General features: G+C 55.3%; 19 protein-coding genes and 1 riboswitch. Of the genes, 11 read left to right on the forward strand and 8 right to left on the reverse strand.

Annotated features, from left to right (window positions below; all coding sequences use genetic code 11):
* The first annotated feature begins 99 nt into the window (after nt 1–99).
* Nucleotides 100–639, forward strand: a complete 540-nt coding sequence (locus IAE55_RS00320) for a GrpB family protein (protein ID WP_234489207.1) — start codon at nt 100–102, stop codon at nt 637–639.
* Between the two features lie 9 nt (nt 640–648).
* Here IAE55_RS00320 and IAE55_RS00325 read toward each other — a convergent pair whose 3' ends face one another.
* Nucleotides 649–1,077 carry a TetR/AcrR family transcriptional regulator gene (locus IAE55_RS00325; RefSeq protein ID WP_234489208.1) on the reverse strand — a complete coding sequence of 143 codons (429 nt, stop codon included), beginning with the start codon at nt 1,075–1,077 and terminating at the stop codon, nt 649–651.
* Between the two features lie 144 nt (nt 1,078–1,221).
* Nucleotides 1,222–2,634 (reverse strand): MFS transporter, encoded by a 1,413-nt coding sequence (locus IAE55_RS00330; RefSeq protein ID WP_145156985.1) that lies wholly within the window; start codon nt 2,632–2,634, stop codon nt 1,222–1,224.
* Between the two features lie 157 nt (nt 2,635–2,791).
* Here IAE55_RS00330 and IAE55_RS00335 point away from each other — a divergent pair, with 157 nt between their 5' ends.
* The 6 genes from IAE55_RS00335 (at nt 2,792) to IAE55_RS00360 (ending at nt 8,089) form a co-directional block, all read left to right on the forward strand.
* The gene (locus IAE55_RS00335) at nt 2,792–3,622 is read left to right on the forward strand and encodes a helix-turn-helix transcriptional regulator (protein ID WP_076167287.1); all 831 of its coding nucleotides are present in this window, start codon (nt 2,792–2,794) and stop codon (nt 3,620–3,622) included.
* Nucleotides 3,623–3,891: 269 nt separating this feature from the next.
* The gene (locus IAE55_RS00340) at nt 3,892–4,755 is read left to right on the forward strand and encodes a glycosyltransferase family 4 protein (RefSeq protein ID WP_234489209.1); all 864 of its coding nucleotides are present in this window, start codon (nt 3,892–3,894) and stop codon (nt 4,753–4,755) included.
* Nucleotides 4,756–4,770: 15 nt separating this feature from the next.
* Nucleotides 4,771–5,343 (forward strand): class I SAM-dependent methyltransferase, encoded by a 573-nt coding sequence (locus IAE55_RS00345; RefSeq protein ID WP_145156987.1) that lies wholly within the window; start codon nt 4,771–4,773, stop codon nt 5,341–5,343.
* A gap of 48 nt (nt 5,344–5,391) precedes the next feature.
* The gene (locus IAE55_RS00350) at nt 5,392–6,507 is read left to right on the forward strand and encodes a class I SAM-dependent methyltransferase (protein ID WP_145156988.1); all 1,116 of its coding nucleotides are present in this window, start codon (nt 5,392–5,394) and stop codon (nt 6,505–6,507) included.
* 44 nt (nt 6,508–6,551) lie between these two features.
* Complete coding sequence (locus IAE55_RS00355) at nt 6,552–7,244, forward strand: galactosyltransferase-related protein (protein ID WP_145156989.1); 693 nt, start codon at nt 6,552–6,554, stop codon at nt 7,242–7,244.
* Between the two features lie 71 nt (nt 7,245–7,315).
* Nucleotides 7,316–8,089, forward strand: a complete 774-nt coding sequence (locus IAE55_RS00360) for a glycosyltransferase (protein WP_145156990.1) — start codon at nt 7,316–7,318, stop codon at nt 8,087–8,089.
* Nucleotides 8,090–8,209: 120 nt separating this feature from the next.
* On the opposite strand, the gene IAE55_RS00365 is transcribed toward IAE55_RS00360, so the two are convergent.
* Nucleotides 8,210–10,612 carry a glycosyltransferase gene (locus IAE55_RS00365; protein WP_234489210.1) on the reverse strand — a complete coding sequence of 801 codons (2,403 nt, stop codon included), beginning with the start codon at nt 10,610–10,612 and terminating at the stop codon, nt 8,210–8,212.
* A gap of 435 nt (nt 10,613–11,047) precedes the next feature.
* Between IAE55_RS00365 and IAE55_RS00370 the strand changes: the two genes are divergently transcribed.
* Together IAE55_RS00370 and IAE55_RS00375 are read left to right on the forward strand one after the other, a co-directional pair.
* Complete coding sequence (locus IAE55_RS00370) at nt 11,048–11,536, forward strand: hypothetical protein (RefSeq protein ID WP_186325879.1); 489 nt, start codon at nt 11,048–11,050, stop codon at nt 11,534–11,536.
* Between the two features lie 27 nt (nt 11,537–11,563).
* Nucleotides 11,564–11,767, forward strand: coding sequence for a hypothetical protein (locus tag IAE55_RS00375; protein WP_145020978.1), 204 nt, complete (start codon nt 11,564–11,566; stop codon nt 11,765–11,767).
* A 4-nt stretch (nt 11,768–11,771) separates the two neighbouring features.
* Here IAE55_RS00375 and IAE55_RS00380 read toward each other — a convergent pair whose 3' ends face one another.
* Nucleotides 11,772–13,076 (reverse strand): glycosyltransferase family 2 protein, encoded by a 1,305-nt coding sequence (locus IAE55_RS00380; protein WP_200630612.1) that lies wholly within the window; start codon nt 13,074–13,076, stop codon nt 11,772–11,774.
* A gap of 134 nt (nt 13,077–13,210) precedes the next feature.
* Between IAE55_RS00380 and IAE55_RS00385 the strand changes: the two genes are divergently transcribed.
* Together IAE55_RS00385 and IAE55_RS00390 are read left to right on the forward strand one after the other, a co-directional pair.
* On the forward strand, nt 13,211–13,669 hold the full coding sequence (locus IAE55_RS00385; RefSeq protein WP_145156993.1) for a MarR family winged helix-turn-helix transcriptional regulator: 459 nt from the start codon (nt 13,211–13,213) through the stop codon (nt 13,667–13,669).
* 78 nt (nt 13,670–13,747) lie between these two features.
* Nucleotides 13,748–14,242 (forward strand): VOC family protein, encoded by a 495-nt coding sequence (locus tag IAE55_RS00390; RefSeq protein WP_200630613.1) that lies wholly within the window; start codon nt 13,748–13,750, stop codon nt 14,240–14,242.
* A 71-nt stretch (nt 14,243–14,313) separates the two neighbouring features.
* Here the strand turns inward: IAE55_RS00390 and queF are convergent, their stop codons facing one another.
* The 4 genes from queF to queC all read right to left on the reverse strand — a co-directional run bounded on the left by queF (nt 14,314) and on the right by queC (nt 16,784).
* Complete coding sequence (queF, locus tag IAE55_RS00395; protein ID WP_200630614.1) at nt 14,314–14,811, reverse strand: preQ(1) synthase; 498 nt, start codon at nt 14,809–14,811, stop codon at nt 14,314–14,316.
* Nucleotides 14,812–14,911: 100 nt separating this feature from the next.
* Nucleotides 14,912–15,637: a 7-carboxy-7-deazaguanine synthase QueE gene (queE, locus tag IAE55_RS00400; protein WP_200630615.1), complete on the reverse strand. Its 726-nt coding sequence runs from the start codon at nt 15,635–15,637 to the stop codon at nt 14,912–14,914.
* A complete protein-coding gene (gene queD, locus IAE55_RS00405) occupies nt 15,634–16,119 on the reverse strand; it encodes a 6-carboxytetrahydropterin synthase QueD (protein WP_200630616.1) in 486 nt (161 codons plus the stop codon). The genes queE and queD overlap by 4 nt, the downstream gene beginning before the upstream one ends.
* On the reverse strand, nt 16,116–16,784 hold the full coding sequence (gene queC / locus IAE55_RS00410; protein ID WP_145156998.1) for a 7-cyano-7-deazaguanine synthase QueC: 669 nt from the start codon (nt 16,782–16,784) through the stop codon (nt 16,116–16,118). The genes queD and queC overlap by 4 nt, the downstream gene beginning before the upstream one ends.
* Nucleotides 16,785–16,914: 130 nt before the next feature.
* Nucleotides 16,915–16,958: riboswitch (PreQ1 riboswitch) on the reverse strand.
* Nucleotides 16,959–16,973: the final 15 nt, after the last annotated feature.

Consider the following 16,973-nt stretch of genomic DNA (forward strand, 5'->3'; position numbering starts at 1 on the left):
GAACTGCCGGCCGGGGTGTGTATGATGGAAAGGCACGGAAGCGGCCGCAGCTTAGGGTCCGGCCGTCGAAGGGCAAAATATACGAAAGAGGTGTTCGTGATGGATAGCGGGATCGAAATTGTGGATTATTCGCCGGAATGGGCAGATGTGTTCGCCCTGGAGAGAGAACGGCTGTCCGGATTAGCGGTCTTGGATGCAGTGGTGATCGAGCATGTCGGCAGCACGGCCATTCCCGGGCAGCAGGCCAAACCAGTGGTCGATATGTTCGTGGGCGTGAAGCCGTTCCGTCCGGCTGCTTATTACAAAGACCTGCTGGATCCGGCCAGCTATTCTTACGTGGAGACCGGGATGCGCGGAAGGCATTTATTTGCCAAATCGACAGAGGGAATCTGGACGCACAATGTTCATCTGATGCCTTATGACGAACAGTTCCATATCCGCAATGAAATTCTGCTCCGCGATTATTTGCGCCGGCATCCGGAGCTCGTAGAGGAATACGGAGCCATTAAAATGGAGGCGGCCCGAAGCGCTGAATCGATGAATGCTTACACGCGGGCCAAAACGGCATTTATTCAATCGGTCGTCGATGCGGCCAGAGAGGAGAAAGGGCTTCCCCTGGAAGACGTATGGGAGGAATAAGCTACCTGCTTACGCCCGGACGGCCCGATGAATGATACGGACAAGTTCGCTGCTGTAGGTCTCCAGGTCGACCCTGCCGATGACCGCCGGGTTCAGCATGTATTCCCCGATCGCGCCTTGAATCATGTTGGACATGACGGAAAGGTGAAAGTCCCCGAAAACGCCCTGCTCCTGACCCTCACGCAGGATAGTCCCCAGTGTCTGCAACAGAGGATCTTCCTCCTCCTCATCAAGCTTGTAATACGGGACGTTATCAGGCGTCCTTGCATTAAATACGATTTCGACCAAAGCCGTATTGTGGGCAGGATGTGTTCCCTGATACGCCAAACTGGCAGTGATGAACGCGCTGAGCTTCTCCTGCGGGGTGCCTGCCTGCTCGACCCGTTCCAAAATATAAGACGTTGACTGCTCCACCAGCTTTATTAGCAGATGATTCATCAAATCCTGTTTGTCGGAAAAATGATACGAGATCAAGGCCGTGCTGATGCCCTATCATATCAAAATGGAGGAAGTCAATCCGCGCCGGCCCGCAAGCAAAAAAACGTGCCAACGGAATAAAATTCCTGGCACGCTTTTTGACGATTAGCGGTTTCGAGACGAACTGGTTGATGTGCCCCCGATATAGCGGAAAACGAGCACGCTTCCAGCCAGGCACAAAATGCCTGTCAGCAGCAAGGAACTCATGACGCCTTGGGACAAATCGGGGGCTGCGGCCATGAGGACGCCGGGCAGCGCCACTCCTAGCGTAGCGCCGAGCTGACGGAAGGCATTCAGCGCGCCGGAAGCCGTTCCCGTCTTGCCCTGCGGCGCTGCACTCATCACCACGGAGACGAGCGGCGGCAGGATGAATGAGATGCCGCAGCCGATCAGCAGCAACGAGATCCCGGTGGGAATATACCCTGTATCTGCAGGAAGGAGAGCCTGGATCAGCATTCCGGTGCATGCCAGGAGAAATCCTGTACCGATGGTGCGTGCTGCTCCATACCGGCTGATCAACCTGCTCATCAGCATGGGATTCACCGCCATGGGGAGCGTCAGCGCAAGAAATGCAAGGCCTGTCCCCATAGCTGAATAACGATGGAGCTGCTGGAAATACAGCGTCATGACAAACAGCACGCCGGAAAGGCCGAAATTAATAAGCAATCCGGCCGTTAATCCGGTCACGAGCACACGGCTTTTGAACAAGGACAGGGGCAGCATCGGCGAATGGCTTCGCTTTTCGATCCAGACGAACAGGCCGATCAGCAGGGCGGCGGCGGCAAACAGAACAAGAATGACGGGTGATCCCCACCCGAGATCTTCGCTTTCCATAAAAGCGCTCGTCAGTGCCGCCACGCCCAGCAGGCCGGTGAGCTGACCGGCGGGATCCATGCCGGACGGCGCGGGTTTCCGGGCTGAAAAGTCCACGTTCGCCCGCGTCCACAGCCAGCTGAGGATGCCCACGGGGATATTCAGCAGAAAAATGCTCTGCCACCCCAGGGTGTCGACCAGAATGCCACCGATGATCGGACCGGCGGCAAGCGCCAAGCCCGACACGGCCGCCCAGATGCCGAGCGCCTTGGTCCGGCGGGCGGGGTCCGTAAAGGTTTCCGCAATGATCGTCAGGGAAGACGGCAGCAGTGCCGCTCCGCCGACGCCGAGCAGCGCCCGGAAGCCGATCAGCCAGCCGATGGCAGGCGAAACGGCGCAGAGGACCGAAGCCAGCATAAACAAGACAATCCCGCCCAAGAAAACACGGGCTGCCCCCCATCGATCGGCCATCACACCCATGCCCAGCAGCATGCTGGCAAATACCATCGTATACGCGCCCGTTACCCAGCTCATTCCGCTGAGTCCGCCGCCCAGCGTATCCCGGATGGCAGGGAGCGCGACCGTGACGACCGTCGTGTCCAGCAGCACGATGAAGTAGCCTAGGGACAGCCCTGCAAGCAGCCAAGAAGACCGGTTTTTTTGGTTGGCCGGCTTGGTCCCGGCCGTGATGGATGTTCCATTCATTCCATAAACCCTCCCTTGATCTTTTTCAAACCCATCGATGTGTTGTATAGTGTATATTCAGAAGAAACGGGGATGAAGAGAGCGGTTTATCCTAGGAGTGGTACTCCTAGGTATCGGTCATCTTGCCCACTTCGGATAGAAAATGGAGGGTCTTTACATGGAGACAACGCATCAGCGTACGAGCCAGCTTGCCGAATTTTTGCAGACCCGGCGGGCCCGTCTGACTCCGGAACAGGCTGGTCTCCCCGGCGGAGGGAGACGAAGAACGCCCGGCCTTCGGCGGGCGGAAGTGGCGCTGCTTGCTGGCGTGAGTGTCGATTGGTACACGTGGCTTGAACAGGGAAGGGACATCTCTGTGTCCACTCAGGTGCTCGAGAGCATCGCCAGGGCGCTGCAGCTGGATGAGAATGAAACGAAGCATCTGTTCCTGCTGGCTTCGAGACTTCTGCCGTTTCATTATCAGCAGCCGGAAATGGCGATCAGTCCGCTCCTGCAGACATTCCTGGACGAACAGGGGGAACACCCGGCGTTTGTAGCCAATTCCCGCTGGGATATCGTCGGCTGGAACAGGGCGGCACGGCTCGTGTTCGGCGATTATGAGCAGATGACGGTCAGGGAGCGGAACTCGGTTTGGAGAATGTTCGTTTCTCCCTATACGAAGGAGCTTCTGGGCGAGGGCTGGGAGAAAAACGCCCGGCTTCGGCTCGCCCAGTTTCGTGCGGGATACGGACTCAATGTTGAGGATCCATGGTGGAGCGGGATGATTGAAGATTTGAACAAGGAAAGCGAGGAATTCAGGGCATGGTGGCCCCAGCATGATGTGCTGAACGTCAAGGAAGGCCGGAAAAAAATCTACCATCCGCGCGTGGGGCTGCTTGAATTCAGCCATATTACGTTCCAGGTGGAGGATTCTTATGATCTTCGTGCCACGGTGAACCTGCCATACAATGACGAGACCATACAGAGAATGAAACAGCTGCTTCAATAATGAGCAAAAGGCAGAAACCCATGCGGTTTCTGCCTTTTTTTGCTGAGTCGGTCCCATATTTTGCCCCCTCCCGTAACTCGCGGCTCTGCGCTGGAATATGATCGTATAGGACGTAATTAAGTTGCGGCGGCTGGCGGGCTGTATTCCAGCCAGAAGCCTGACAGGAGGCGAGGACGGTCGAAAAGCATCTGCTCATTTACGATGTCGACTGGTGGATCCTGGGCAAGACGGCCAAGATCATTCAACAGCATCATCCCTGCCTGGATATCATGTCCGCCAAACAATTGGAGGAGAGCATCGGGAGCAGGGGCAGCGAGGCGCTGAACCGGGAATATTCCCGCATCTCCGCCATGTGCCTGGGCCTGGCGGCATTTGCCATCTTTAAGCATATCCGGATCGATTCATCCGCTGCGGTCTCCTATTATTATTTCAGCAAAAATTACGACACGTTCCGTGAATGGGCTGACAAGCCGGTACCCGATCACGATTTTTTACGCCTGGTGATTCCCCGTATCGGCTCGATCGGGGCGATGAATCTGAAGCTGACCGAGTGCCTCGCAGCGATGGCACCGGCTGCTTCCGTCCGCCATATCGGACACTTTGTCGACCATTCGCTGTTTCATCCCGTTCCTGCGGACTGGGAGCCCTTGGAGCAGGAAGGCCGGCCGCTCGTCATTGGGTGGGCAGGAGATCCGGGAAAGGCATCCAAACGTTATGCGGCTCTGTACGAGCCGATCAAAAGTCATTTTGCCGGCCGGCAGGAAGTGCGCTTCGTTGAAACGGCAGGAGCATATGCGCACGAAGAGATGCCGCGCTTCTATCGGGATATTGACCTGCTTCTGATCACGTCGGCGAATGAAGGGGGCGGAGCGACGGCGCTTGAGGCTTTTGCCAGCGGCAAACCGGTGCTGTCCACCAACGTCGGTTACGTAAAGGAAGCAGCCCATCCCAGCGGGCATCATTTAATTTTGGACCGTGACGATCCCGGGGCATTTATCCAGGCCATTGACGGCTGCCTGCAGGAAAGATCGCGTTTAAGGGAAATCGGGCGTCTGTGCAGAACGGAAATCGAAGCGCACTGGACCATCGAAGCGGGCGTGAAACGCTGGCTCGCCGTCTTGTTTGGAATTTAGGAGGTGACGACTCACATGGGCACATCAAACTGGCAGAACCTGTCTTATTGTGTGGAACTCATCCGGCAGGCAGCTCCGTCCAGCGTTCTTGACATCGGGGTCGGGTTCGGCCGGTGGGGCATGCTCTGCAGGGAATTTCTCGATGTCTGGCAGGGACGCGTCTTTCGAGAACAGTGGCAAACGAGGATCGAGGGGGTCGAAGTTTTTCCGAAAAATGTGGACGACTATCATGCATACTTTTACAACCATATATATATTGGGGATGCCTACGAACTGATGATGAAACGGCAGCTCGGATCCTATGACTTGATTATTATGGGCGATGTCCTTGAGCATTTCGAGAAGGAGCGCGGGACCGAGCTGCTTGAAGCGTGTCTGAAGCAATGCCGCAGACTGCTCTTGAACGTTCCAATTGGCCCCGATTGGCCGCAGGGCGCCGAATACGGCAATGCATTCGAAACCCATCGCAGCGTTTGGAGGGAAGAGGAGCTGGACCATTATCCAACCGCCTCCAAGCATATGTTCAAGGATTATATTCAGCGTGAATTTGCCACCTATTTGTTCCAGGGCGCACAGCAGCACGGATAAAAGTCAGGGGCTTTGGTCAATATCAACACCGAATGGGGGAAGTGCCATATGACGGGGCATGGTGCCAGCAGAGATTACGTAGTTACTGAAATCCCTGTTGAGCTGCTGTTCACCGAATTGGATGTCCGGTCGGCCCGTACCGACCATCTGATCGAATCGTATACTGACCGTTGGTACGAACACCATCTTCAGTATGCCGACATTTCCATCATGCGGCTCGTTCCACACCGGGAGCTGTACCGCTACTTTGCCGGGGTGCCGGGCGCTGCACCGGATGCTTACCAAAATTGGTATGAACAGATTCACGCGACACGGGGAATAACGCCGTTGATGTCCGGAATAGAGCTGCTGAACCAAAGACGGCTGGAATACGACAATATGCGGTCCGAGCTCCTCGACGGACCGGACTTTTTTTTCGATCATCCGGTCAAAGCGAAATGGAATCCGGCCGGATATTTCAACGTATTGGACGGACATCACAGGGCTTGTTTTTTGTACTGCCTCGGCTTTCGGAGGATTCCGGTCCGAATCCCGCTGCAGGATTATACGGTCTGGCTTCACTCCGCGGCAGCGGCTGACCTCGAGCAAACGATGAAGGACCAGCATCGAACGCTGATTTACACGCCGATCTTACACCCGCAGTTTTATGATATGCGCAGCGAGCGGGACGAGACATATCCAACGAGGCTGGACCACATTGTACGGTTTTTGGGGCCAGGGAAGCTGAAAGGGCGGAGCGTCCTGGACATCGGCTGCAACATTGGTTACTATTCCAGGCATTTCGTCAGGGAAGGGGCGGACGTCACCGGGGTGGAACCGGATCCGGTCCACTATGCCCTCCTTCACAAGCTGAACGCGATGGAACGGACGGCATTTTCCGTCATGACGGAGCGTTTTGAAGAATCCGAAGCCGTAGAGCAATATGATATCGGACTGCTGCTGACCGTTTTTTATCATGTCATGAAAGATCCGGAAGCTTGCAGGCGGTTTCTCGCCCAGCTGGACCGAAGCGTCTGCGGTCTGCTCTTCTGGGAATCCGGGGATGCCATTGAAGCGGAGAAGAAGATGCTGATGGATAATACCGGTTTTAAGCATTATGAAAAGCTGGCGGATACGTTCGGAACGGGGAAATACCGGGAACTCGGTGTTTTTCGAAAAGCATAGACCGGCAAGCCAGTTAATCTATCGGAAGCGGAGGTGAGATGTGGATGCATGACGAATTGTCCGTTCTGATCCCATACCAGCCGGACGGCGGGCCGAGGGATGAGGCGCTGTCCTTTGTCCTTCGGTTTTACAAGCATATTCTGCCCTCGGCGGACATTTGCATCGGGGAGATCGGCGCGAACGAACCTTTCAGCAGATCCAGGGCGATTAACCGGGCGGCGTCCCGGGCAAGCGGCAGCATCTTCATTATTGCCGACGGTGATATCGTCTACGACCCGCAGCTGGTGGCCGATTCGGTCCGCTGGATCGAGCAGGGGCGGTGGGTCATTCCGTTCAGCCGGATCAACCGGCTGACGCAGCGCATCTCCAGGTTGGTCATAGAGGGTGAGGCAATCTGGCCCCTGGAAACCGAACCGGATACTAGGGAGGAACATGCCGCCTTTTTCGTCGGGGGCTTAAATATTGTCGGCCGGGGCGCATTTGAGCGGATTGGCGGTTACGATGAGCGTTTCATCGGCTGGGGGGGCGAGGACGAGGCTTTTGCTTATACGATGGATACACTGGTGGGCGAGCATATCCGTCTTGACGGACTGATGTACCATTTCTGGCATCCTTTCGTAGGTCCGCAGGGCAACCCCCATTATGAGCATAATTACAGTCTTTTTCAACGATACAGAGCTGCTCGCGGAGACAGGGAGTCGATGAACGAGCTGATTCGGGAAAAAGCAGGCGGGTAAGCCATGACTGTGAGGCGTTCTGTCGTAACAAGGGCAGCATGGGATGAACAGGAAAGGAAGGAGCAGAATCTATGACATTATCGGTCATTGTCCCGATCCTGAACGAAGAGACCTTTGTTCCTTTGTATCTGGAGAGCGTGGCAGCCTTTGCCGATGAAATCATTATCGTGGATGGGGGAAGCACGGACGGAAGCATGGAGCATATTGCCCGGCTGGAGACAAAGTATCCGATCAAGCTGTTTACGATGCCGCAGACAGGTCTTCCCTATACCGAGGACTGGAACGAATCGGAAGTGCGGAACTTTTTGATCGGTCAGGCCACCGGAGACTGGATTATGAACCTCGATATCGATGAAATGATGGACGACAGGTTCCGGGATTTGCTGCCTGAGCTGATGGCAAACACCGCCGTTGATGTCTATCAATTTCCGTTTGTGAACTTTTGGAGGGATCCGAACACGATTCGGGTCAACAGTCCAGGGGATGAGCGCTGGTCCAATGACATCACCCGGATGTGGCGGGCCGGCAAAGGAATCCGTTACCGGGACGAGAAGCATCACTGCACTTTGGAAGCGGCCGGCGGAGCCAGCATTTGGAGCCTTCCGCGCGTACGGGCTGATGTCAACGTATACCATTACCACTATGCGATTGGCAAGCGGATCAAATATAACGACAACCGCAGAGGAGATGTCAATCTGCTGAACAATGTAGGGGAACCGGATTGGAATTACAGCCATAAAGAGTACCAAATTGCCACGGTCCCTTTTCAAGGAGAGCACCCGGCCGTCATTCAGCGCTATTTGGAACAGCTGAATGGCAATGGTAAGAGCACTCCAAACCTTTGAAGCATGAAAAGAACTAAAGCCCTCACTGCCGAACCGGGAATAAACCGGGATCCGGGTGAGGGCTTTATTTGTGACATCCCTTTGCCTCAAATCGAATGATTCAGCCATCGTAAAGGCCTATCATGCAAGTGACTGCTGAACGATCCGGGACGCTTCAGGCTCATCGTACAGCTGAACTTCCGGTAATTTGGCGGCCAGCGGCTCGAATTGACTAGCCTGGTAGCATTTTCTATCCACCGCATAATGATTGGCATGAATCTCTTCGAACAACTGCTGCGACCCGCAATAAACGGCTAAATCGAAGCTGACCTGGCTGAACAAATCGATCCGGTTGGTCAAATACAGCCGGGGGCCGGCCTTGCGGATACCCACGACGGGATGCTGAAGATATGTCAGCGTGTAGACAATCACGTTGCAGTCGTCCCTTTGTGCGAACTGCTTCACCAGCTGCTGCCATCTTGCAGGTTCGTCACTCCAGGACAATTCACCAAGCAGCAGCACCCGCTTTTCTCCAGGGTGGAGAGCATCGGCCTGTTCCCGGACTTCTTCCGGGGTTGCGGACAGGTTAAAAGGGTTCAACGGACCCTTGGGCAGCTGCCACGACTTGGTCCACTTTGCTTCATAATAATGCTTGTTTCGTTCCCACAGCGCTTGATATTCCTGGCTTTTCAACTTCTTGATCGTTGCGCTGCCGTGATGGTACACAAAGGCGTCTTCAACGATCACCATCCGGTAACCCGCTTGCTTGACCCGTTCACAGTAATCGTCGTCTTCAAACATACCGATGCCGTAATGGCGGTCCAGCGGCCCGATCTCTTCAAATGCGCTGCGCCGGATGGCCACACAGAAAAATCCGAGCAGTCCGGTTTCGCGGGTGCGTCCGCGGTAATTTTCATAAAACTCCTGCAGCCAGCCGGGATCCGCTCCCTGTACGGGGTCACCGATAAAAAAGTCCAGCGCCTGATCATTCCCTACGTGGTTGGACATCGGTCCGGTCATGGCGATATCGCTGTGTTCCTGCATCGGCCGGATCAGCTTGGGAACCCAGGTCGAGTCGGGGACGATCGTATCATTATTAAGGAGAATCAGATATTCGCCGGTCGCACAGCTTGCTCCCAATGAGTTCGCCTCGGCAAACCCCAGATTGATGGGTGAAAAGACGGTCTGCACCGGTTTCTGCGCCAACGCCGCAAGCTGAACACGGGTCTGATCGGTGGAGCCGTTATCGACTACAATGATCTCCATGTTCGGATAGGCGTCTTTCCGAAGCAGGCTGTTCATACACTGCCGGGTGAACGACCAGTTGTTATGGGTCACGATGACGATGCTGACCTTCGGAAAAATAAACCGCTCAATGGCACGATGCAGCATTTCGTATCGATGCCCCCACGTATTGCACATGGCAAATTTACGCCGGATTCTCGCGGCTTCCGGCTGCGCCGCCTCGATGCTGAGCGTCCGCTCCACCGCCGCCTCGAACGCTGCAGGGGAATCCGCGATTTCCACCATGTCCGAGGCGATTTCGGTCAGCTCGGGCAAAGGGGTGGAAACGACCGGCTTGCCCGCAGCCAAATATTCATAGAGCTTGACGGGGTTTGTCGCCTGGGTCAAGTTGTTCTGGACGAACGGAATGATCGCGCAGTCAAAACGGTGAAGATAGCCGGGTAGCTCCTCATAGGGCTTCTCCCCGAGCAGCAGGACGTTCGGCAGCTGTTCCACCCCGGAGGTGTCGCAGCCGAACGTATGGCCGATTAAGGCAAAGGTCCATTCCGGCCTGTTCCGGGCCATCGTTTCAATCAAACCGATATCAAACCAATCCGAGATCGCGCCGTAATAACCGATCACCGGGCCGGAAATGCTGCTGAGTTCTGCGGGGGCGCTGCCCGCCCAGCCGGCGAAATGGCTGACATCGGCAGCGTTGCGCACCAGAATCGATGCGGGATTCAGCTCACGGACGCGCTGATGAAGCACTTGCGAGGAAGTGATCACCACATTTGCTTTTTGGATCAGCAGGTCTTCCTGATGAATAACGTCGGCATGATTGGTCGAAAAGCCGGCATGATCATCCATGCAGTCATACATGATGTTGTGCCGGTTCATCGCCGTGACAAGCGGAGTCCAAAACGGAAGGTCGACGATGGATACATACGAGGTGACCGCAAATTTGGCAAGGACATGCTCCAGTGACCATTTCAAATATTGGATATCCAAATCGTCCATTTGGTCCTGATACAAGTTTAGACGTCTATGGGCACAGAGGGTCACCAACCATACGTTCCGGTCTACCTTTTTGAATTTGACATATAAGCAGACTTCATCCCTGGCGGCATGCTCCTTTGAGTTGCAGACGACGTCCGTCGTTATATAAAAAACGCGGTGACCTCGTGCGGCGAACTGCCGGGACAACTGCTGCGGACGCTGCCAGCGGAAGTCCCAGTCAATAACGGGAAACCGGATGATATCATAGGGTACCGCCGAATCCGGACCGGGTTTTGCTGTTTGAAGATCCTGTATGGGCTTCATTGTAGGAGGAGCCGAGTTTGGGAAGCGAGGGGTCGAATACGCCCCATGGCGCTGCCCTGGAAAAGGCTCCATCGGCAGAGAATTGCGCGGTGAAGCAAGTGCGGTTATACGCGGGTCTAGGGTGTGTTTTGGCTTGGCAGAATGATTGCTTTTTGATTTATGGGCCGCGGAGGCAGACAATGGACGGGATCCCTTCCTGGATCGGTTCCTCGGTTTGTTCAAGCGTTATTCTCCTCCCTAAACGATTGTCTATGTACAAAATATGTACCGGGTCAGATTTACGTTTGGGTATAACACCATACGAGAGGATCATTTTTAGGAGAAATGCCCGGGTAAAAGCTTACCGCTGGGCATTTTGATCAACTTCCACTTGGCCTGGTCCCTATCGTAATCTACTCACATATTGTACCAATGACTATAAAGGAGGTAGGTCAAGTGAAATTGGTATTCATGAAAAAACACGTGAAGGATTACGGAATACCCGCACATCACAAAAAGAAGCGGCATCACCATAGGAAAAGAACGTGGCCGCTTCTGAAAGTGATCCATGATATCAAGCACCGGCTGTTGAAACTGAAACAGCAGTTCGAGAGCGTGGCGGGTACCGTGGCGGAGCTTTCGGCTCGAGTGAGCAAGCTAGAGCAGCAGGTTGCCAACCTGAACAGCCGCTCGGGCATCGGTCCAGGACCGGCACCAGGACCGGCGCCAAGTCCAGCCCCAGGACCAGGACCAGCGCCGGGTACTGGACCTACAGGCATCGTGGCCCTGCTCACACCGCGGATCAATACACGCGTCACGCTGGAAACGCCAGTGGGGACCATATTCGGCACTTTGATTCTGATTGGCGAAGATTATGTGCAGGTTCTTGAACAGGATGGAAGCAACGTGTTGATTCCGTTCCGCAGCTTGCTGGCCGTTTCATAACCTTAGTGAATTCAGGAGGGAAAGCATATGAACTTTGAGGAAGCACTTGCCGTTTTTGTTGGCAGACACGTGGAGGTGCTGCAGCCCAATCAGTTTATACAGGGCACCCTGGTTTCTTCTTCAGGCGGTATACTTGCCGTGGATACGGTGAGTACTAATTATATCCCAACAACGCAGCGCGTAAATATTTCCACGGGCAGCGTAGCGCTGGTCCGCATCCTTCCTCAGTAAACGATCATTGTTTCGGTGCAGTCCCATTGTCCCCGGCGTTCATCCAGCTCAGCCATTCCGGGTAATGATCTGCATGGCGGTGCGTAATGCTGTGCAGGCGGATTCGCCGATGGTACAGTGCCCTATTGACACGCAACAATTCGGCGGACCCCGACATTCTGGCGAGGATTTCGATATCTTCGTACAGACGGCCGCCGAACGGGGAATCCGTGCTCCAGCCGGACAACGATCTAAGTCTGGCTGTATTGAACATCCGCGGGGCGATGGGAATGCCGGCTTCGATTACACTGGCAGTGGAGAAAGGATGAATGGCGGTACGTACGCCCTGATAGATCAGCTGCTTATTTTTCCGTTCCTCCCACTGGATGTGATCGGCATATATAACGCCTGCCTGCCTGTGCAGGCTAGCATTGCTGTATAACTGTTCCAGGCAGTCGGGGGACAGCCAGTCGTCGGCATCGAGCTCGAGCAGCCAGCTTCCTTTCGCCATGGACAATCCCGAATTCAGAGCATGGGCCTTTCCCGAATTGCGTTCCAGCCGGCAGGTGCGGATGCGGTGGTCCGGATACAGCGAGTCCAAGATATGTGCCGTATGATCGGTCGACCCGTCATCGATGATTAAGAGTTCCCAATCGGGCAGCGTTTGCGCCATGACCGATCGGACGGCCCAGGGAACATACTCGGCATCATTATAAGTACATAGCAGGACGGTTACCAGCGGCACTTTATGTGACGCGTCCGTCCTCGGCTCAACCTGGATCGGTGCAGCGAGCAGCGGACACAGCAGCTCCCACTCCTCACTCTTTTTTTGCCAGGGTAACGGGGAGGAGACAGCTGGAACCACCGGAGAATTGCGGGTAGAAGTCCAGGTGAAAGCGGCGCTCAGCTGGTATTGTTTGTCTAACAGGATGTAGGATTCGAAAGGCAGCAGCGCTGTTTCCGTGAAACCTGGTGAAGGCGGCGCCATGACAGCGTCCGTTCGCCAGATCAGCGGGCCTCTGGGCGGCTGGAACCGTTCGCGTCCGCCCTCATCTGGGATTGTGGGGCTGAAGAGGCAGCCGGCCGACGTTTCGGGAAGATTGCAAAGCTCTGTGCGCAGGAAGGCACCCATGCCCGGAAGCAGCCGCTCCCCCGCGTGCAGCGTCAGAAAGTAGGACTCCTGGTACGAGGCAAGCTCTTGGTTCATCCGGGAACCGAGACTGCCATGTTCCAGCACGACGACATTCGAATCAGGGAGCTCCTGCTGTACGGAACTGGCGGTTGATTGTGCGTGGCGCAGGTGGAGGGAAGGCAGAATGAAGACGAGCATGGCGGGCTCCTTTCCCAAATCCGTCGTTAACATAGCGTATGTCACAATGGCCCAAGTGACACTGCGAAATTGACAAATCCATGCGCGTGATTTAGAGTTGTAGTTAGAATTCTAACTAAATGGAGGATTTGGTCATGGTTAGTGGCGAGCAAGGAAATGGGAACGTTTGGGAATGGGACGCAGGCCCGCTGGGACGCCTGGTCAAGACGGCTTATATCGCGATGAGAAGGGAGCTCGAAGGGCTGTTGAAGCCATACGGCATCACACACACGCAGTGGAGTGCCCTCGGAATTATCGACCATTATCCCGGTATTACACCGTCCGAAATGGAGCCGATCCTGATGATCGAGCGTCCCAGCGTAACGAGTCTGATCAACGGGCTGGTAAAGCGGGGGCTGGTCTACCGCCGCGACCATCCGGAAGACGCGCGCTCCAAGCAAATTTACCTGACGGAGCCTGGCAAGGAGCTTGCCGCCCGGACCCGGCATTTGACGCAGCGGATCGATCATGCGGTCAGACAGGAATTCACCACGGAGGAGTATGAATCCCTTAGGAGTCTGCTGATCAGAGTGGTACAGCGCATGGACCGCTAATAGAAGAGAGGAAGCGAGTCCTCTTTTTTTGTTCATATAGTTAGAATTCTAATTAAAGTGCAAAAGGAGATGGATCAGATGGGTAACATTCAAACTCAATCGTCGGCGCCTGATGTCCGCTGGCAAGGATTTCACCATACGGCATTGGTGACACCCGATCTTGACGCAACGATCGCATTTTACGTCCACACGCTTGGCATGGAGGCTGGTCCTGTTTTCTCTGCTGCCGGGAAAAGAGGACGTCACTGCTTCATTAAACCGGGGGATACCCGGTCTTGGGGAATTCATTTCTTTGAATACGAGGAGGCTGTCATCAGCCAGAGCTCCGAAGAGATCAAGCAGCTCGCGGCCGACCGAAATTCGTCCAGCTTGAGCCGGTTTCTTCCAGGAGCGCTGCAGCATGTAGCCTTTAGCCTGCATTCGGAGACCGACGGGGTGAAGCTGCGGAAAAGGCTGCAAGAGCTTGGGGTTGTCATGACGGACATTTATGATCAGGGCCTCATTCGCAATTTCATCTTTCTTGATAACAACGGGATCCAGCTGGAGGCTGCCTGGCCGATGGAGAAGGCGTAAAGAAGACGCCCAGGTGTACGCAAAGCAGCCGCGGGGGATCCCGCGGCTGCTGCGTGTATCGGCTTATCGCCTTAACGGTTGTCGATTTTCTCCGGATACAGGTCGTGGTTGATCATGCGCTGCTCCGCCCACTGCTCATACTTGGTTCCCGGGCGTCCGTAATTGCAATACGGATCGATGGAAATGCCGCCCCGCGGCGTGAATTTCCCCCATACCTCAATATAGCGCGGCTCCATCAGCTTGATCAGATCGTTCATAATAATATTCATGCAGTCTTCATGGAAGTCTCCATGATTCCGGAAGCTGAACAGGTACAGCTTCAGCGATTTGCTCTCGACCATTTTCTGGTCGGGAATGTAGCTGATATGAAGCGTGGCGAAATCGGGTTGTCCCGTGATCGGGCACAGGCTGGTAAACTCGGGAAAATTAAATTTAACGAAATAATCGCGGTAGGCATGCTTGTTATCAAAGCTCTCGAGCAGCTCAGGATCATATTGGAACACATACTTGGTCCCCTGGTTGCCGAGAAGCGTCAAATCCTTCATTTCGTGCGGCTGTCTTCTAGACATATCGTAATTCCTCCTGGATCGTTTCTAATTTGTTCAATAGGAAAATGTTTTCAGCTGGCATCCGTCCGAATCTGCGAGCTTAAGGCTGCTGCAGATTTGGTCAAACGCCGCGCTTATTTCCCCACACCAGCGCGTGAAGCTGGGGCAGCACGCGGACCGCGTTCAGCTCGGGGGAAGCGACCACCGCGTCGATGAGCCGCTCATAGCGGGCGAGCAGGTCGGCGGCATGGCCCGCGATATCCATCCGCTTCAGGTCGGGATTGCCGACCTGAAGATACATCGGCGCCTGCGGGTACCGGGCATGGACTTTGGCGGCATAGGCTAAATCGGCATCGTCAAAGACGACGACTTTCAAGCTGTACGCGTAAGCGGCCGGTCTGGCCGCAAGCCGGGTCACGATGCTGTCCAGCATCTCCCAGTCGGTCTCCATTCCGGAGCTCGGCGGCTTTGGTGACAGCGTGACTTCGTGAATGTCGTCGAGCCAATCCTGCCAGCGGGAGCCCTGGGTTTCGACGGCTATCCGGATCCCGTGGCTTTCCAGCAGGCTCACAAGCGAGCCGAGCTGGGGCAGCAGAGCCGGATTGCCGCCGGACAGGGTGACGTGGCAGAAGCGCTCGCCACCGATCCGCTGAAGCTCCTCCCAGATGTCGCCAGCGCTCATTTGGCGGATGTCCGCCTTGGCACTGCCGTCCCATGTAAATGCGGAGTCGCACCAGGAGCAGCGGTAATCGCAGCCCGCCGTGCGCACGAACATCGTCTTCTGACCGATGACCATGCCTTCGCCCTGAACCGTCGGGCCGAAAATTTCAAGCACGGGAATGTTCATTCGTACATCCACTCCCGTCTCGCCTCGGCATAACTCGTCGGCGTTTCGTACAGACGGACGAATTCGGTCCGGCTGCCTTCGATTCGGTAATTCCCGCAGTTAAGCGCCTCTTCCATCCGCTCAAACAGCCAAACGACTATATTCTCAGCGGTCGTATTCATCGGGGGCAGCGTTTCGTTCAAATAGCGGTGGTCCAAGGAAGGTTCGATCCGCTCCTTCCAGATTTGCTTGATCAGGCCGAAATCGGCGGTAATGCCGACCTCGTCCGGAAAGGCGCTGATCCCAAAAACGGCTTTATACGTATGGCCATGCAAGTTTTTGCATTTGCCCTCATAGGCATGCAGGTGATGCGCGGCGTCGAAGGTAAACTCTTTGCTGACAAGCACCCTCTTATGATGATAGCGCAGGTCGGATGGCTGGATGTCTTCCCCCAGCTTTTGCAGCCGGTCCACGATGCGGAATTCGCCGGGAGTCTTGGTCATGGCTGCAGCGCCTCCGCCTTGGATTGAAGGTATTTATCAAGACCAGCCTTGCGCAGCCTGCAGGCAGGGCATTCGCCGCACCCGTCGCCGATGATGCCGTTATAGCAGGTCAGCGTGCGTTCGCGTACAAACGGGAAGGCGCCCAGATCGTCGGCAAGCTTCCAGGTTTCCGCTTTGTCGAGCCACATCAGCGGCGTATGGATGACAAAGTCGTAGTCCATGGCGAGGTTCAGCGTCACGTTCAGGGACTTGACGAAAGCATCCCGGCAGTCGGGGTAACCGCTGAAGTCCGTTTCGCATACGCCGGTGACCAGATGTCTGGCGCCGGATTGCTTGCCCAGCACGGCGGCGAAGCTCAGGAACAGATGGTTCCGGCCATCCACGAACGTGCTGGGAAGTTCGCCTTCCTCCTGTGTGATTTCAATGTCGCTTCGCGTCAGCGCGTTCGGTGCGAGCTGATTGAGCAGGCTCATGTCCAGCACGGTGTTCTTCACGCCGAGCTCCGCGGCGATCGACTGCGCGCATTCGATTTCAAACCGGTGGCGCTGACCGTAGTCAAACGTAACCGTTTCGACTTCCTTGAACTGCTGGAGCGCCCAGAACAGGCAGGTCGTACTGTCCTGGCCGCCGCTGAACACGACGACCGCTTTTTCGTTTTTGAGCATAAAAAAACCTCTCCTTCATGAATTGGTCCGGAAGGGCAGGGCTGGAAAGCACCTGATCTCCGGCAGAAGAGAGAGGATTCTTGAACTGGCATCCGTAAAAAAACAAGCCCGGTCTTTATGGCCAAAGAGGGCAGTCTTAGTTTTTTATAGAGGGAGTTCGCGAACCTCTCCCGCGCGGGAACGCGCGGA

Origin of the sequence: Paenibacillus sp. S28, from assembly GCF_016624415.1 — a bacterium.
Classification (GTDB): Bacteria; Bacillota; Bacilli; order Paenibacillales; family Paenibacillaceae; genus Paenibacillus_AQ; species Paenibacillus_AQ favisporus.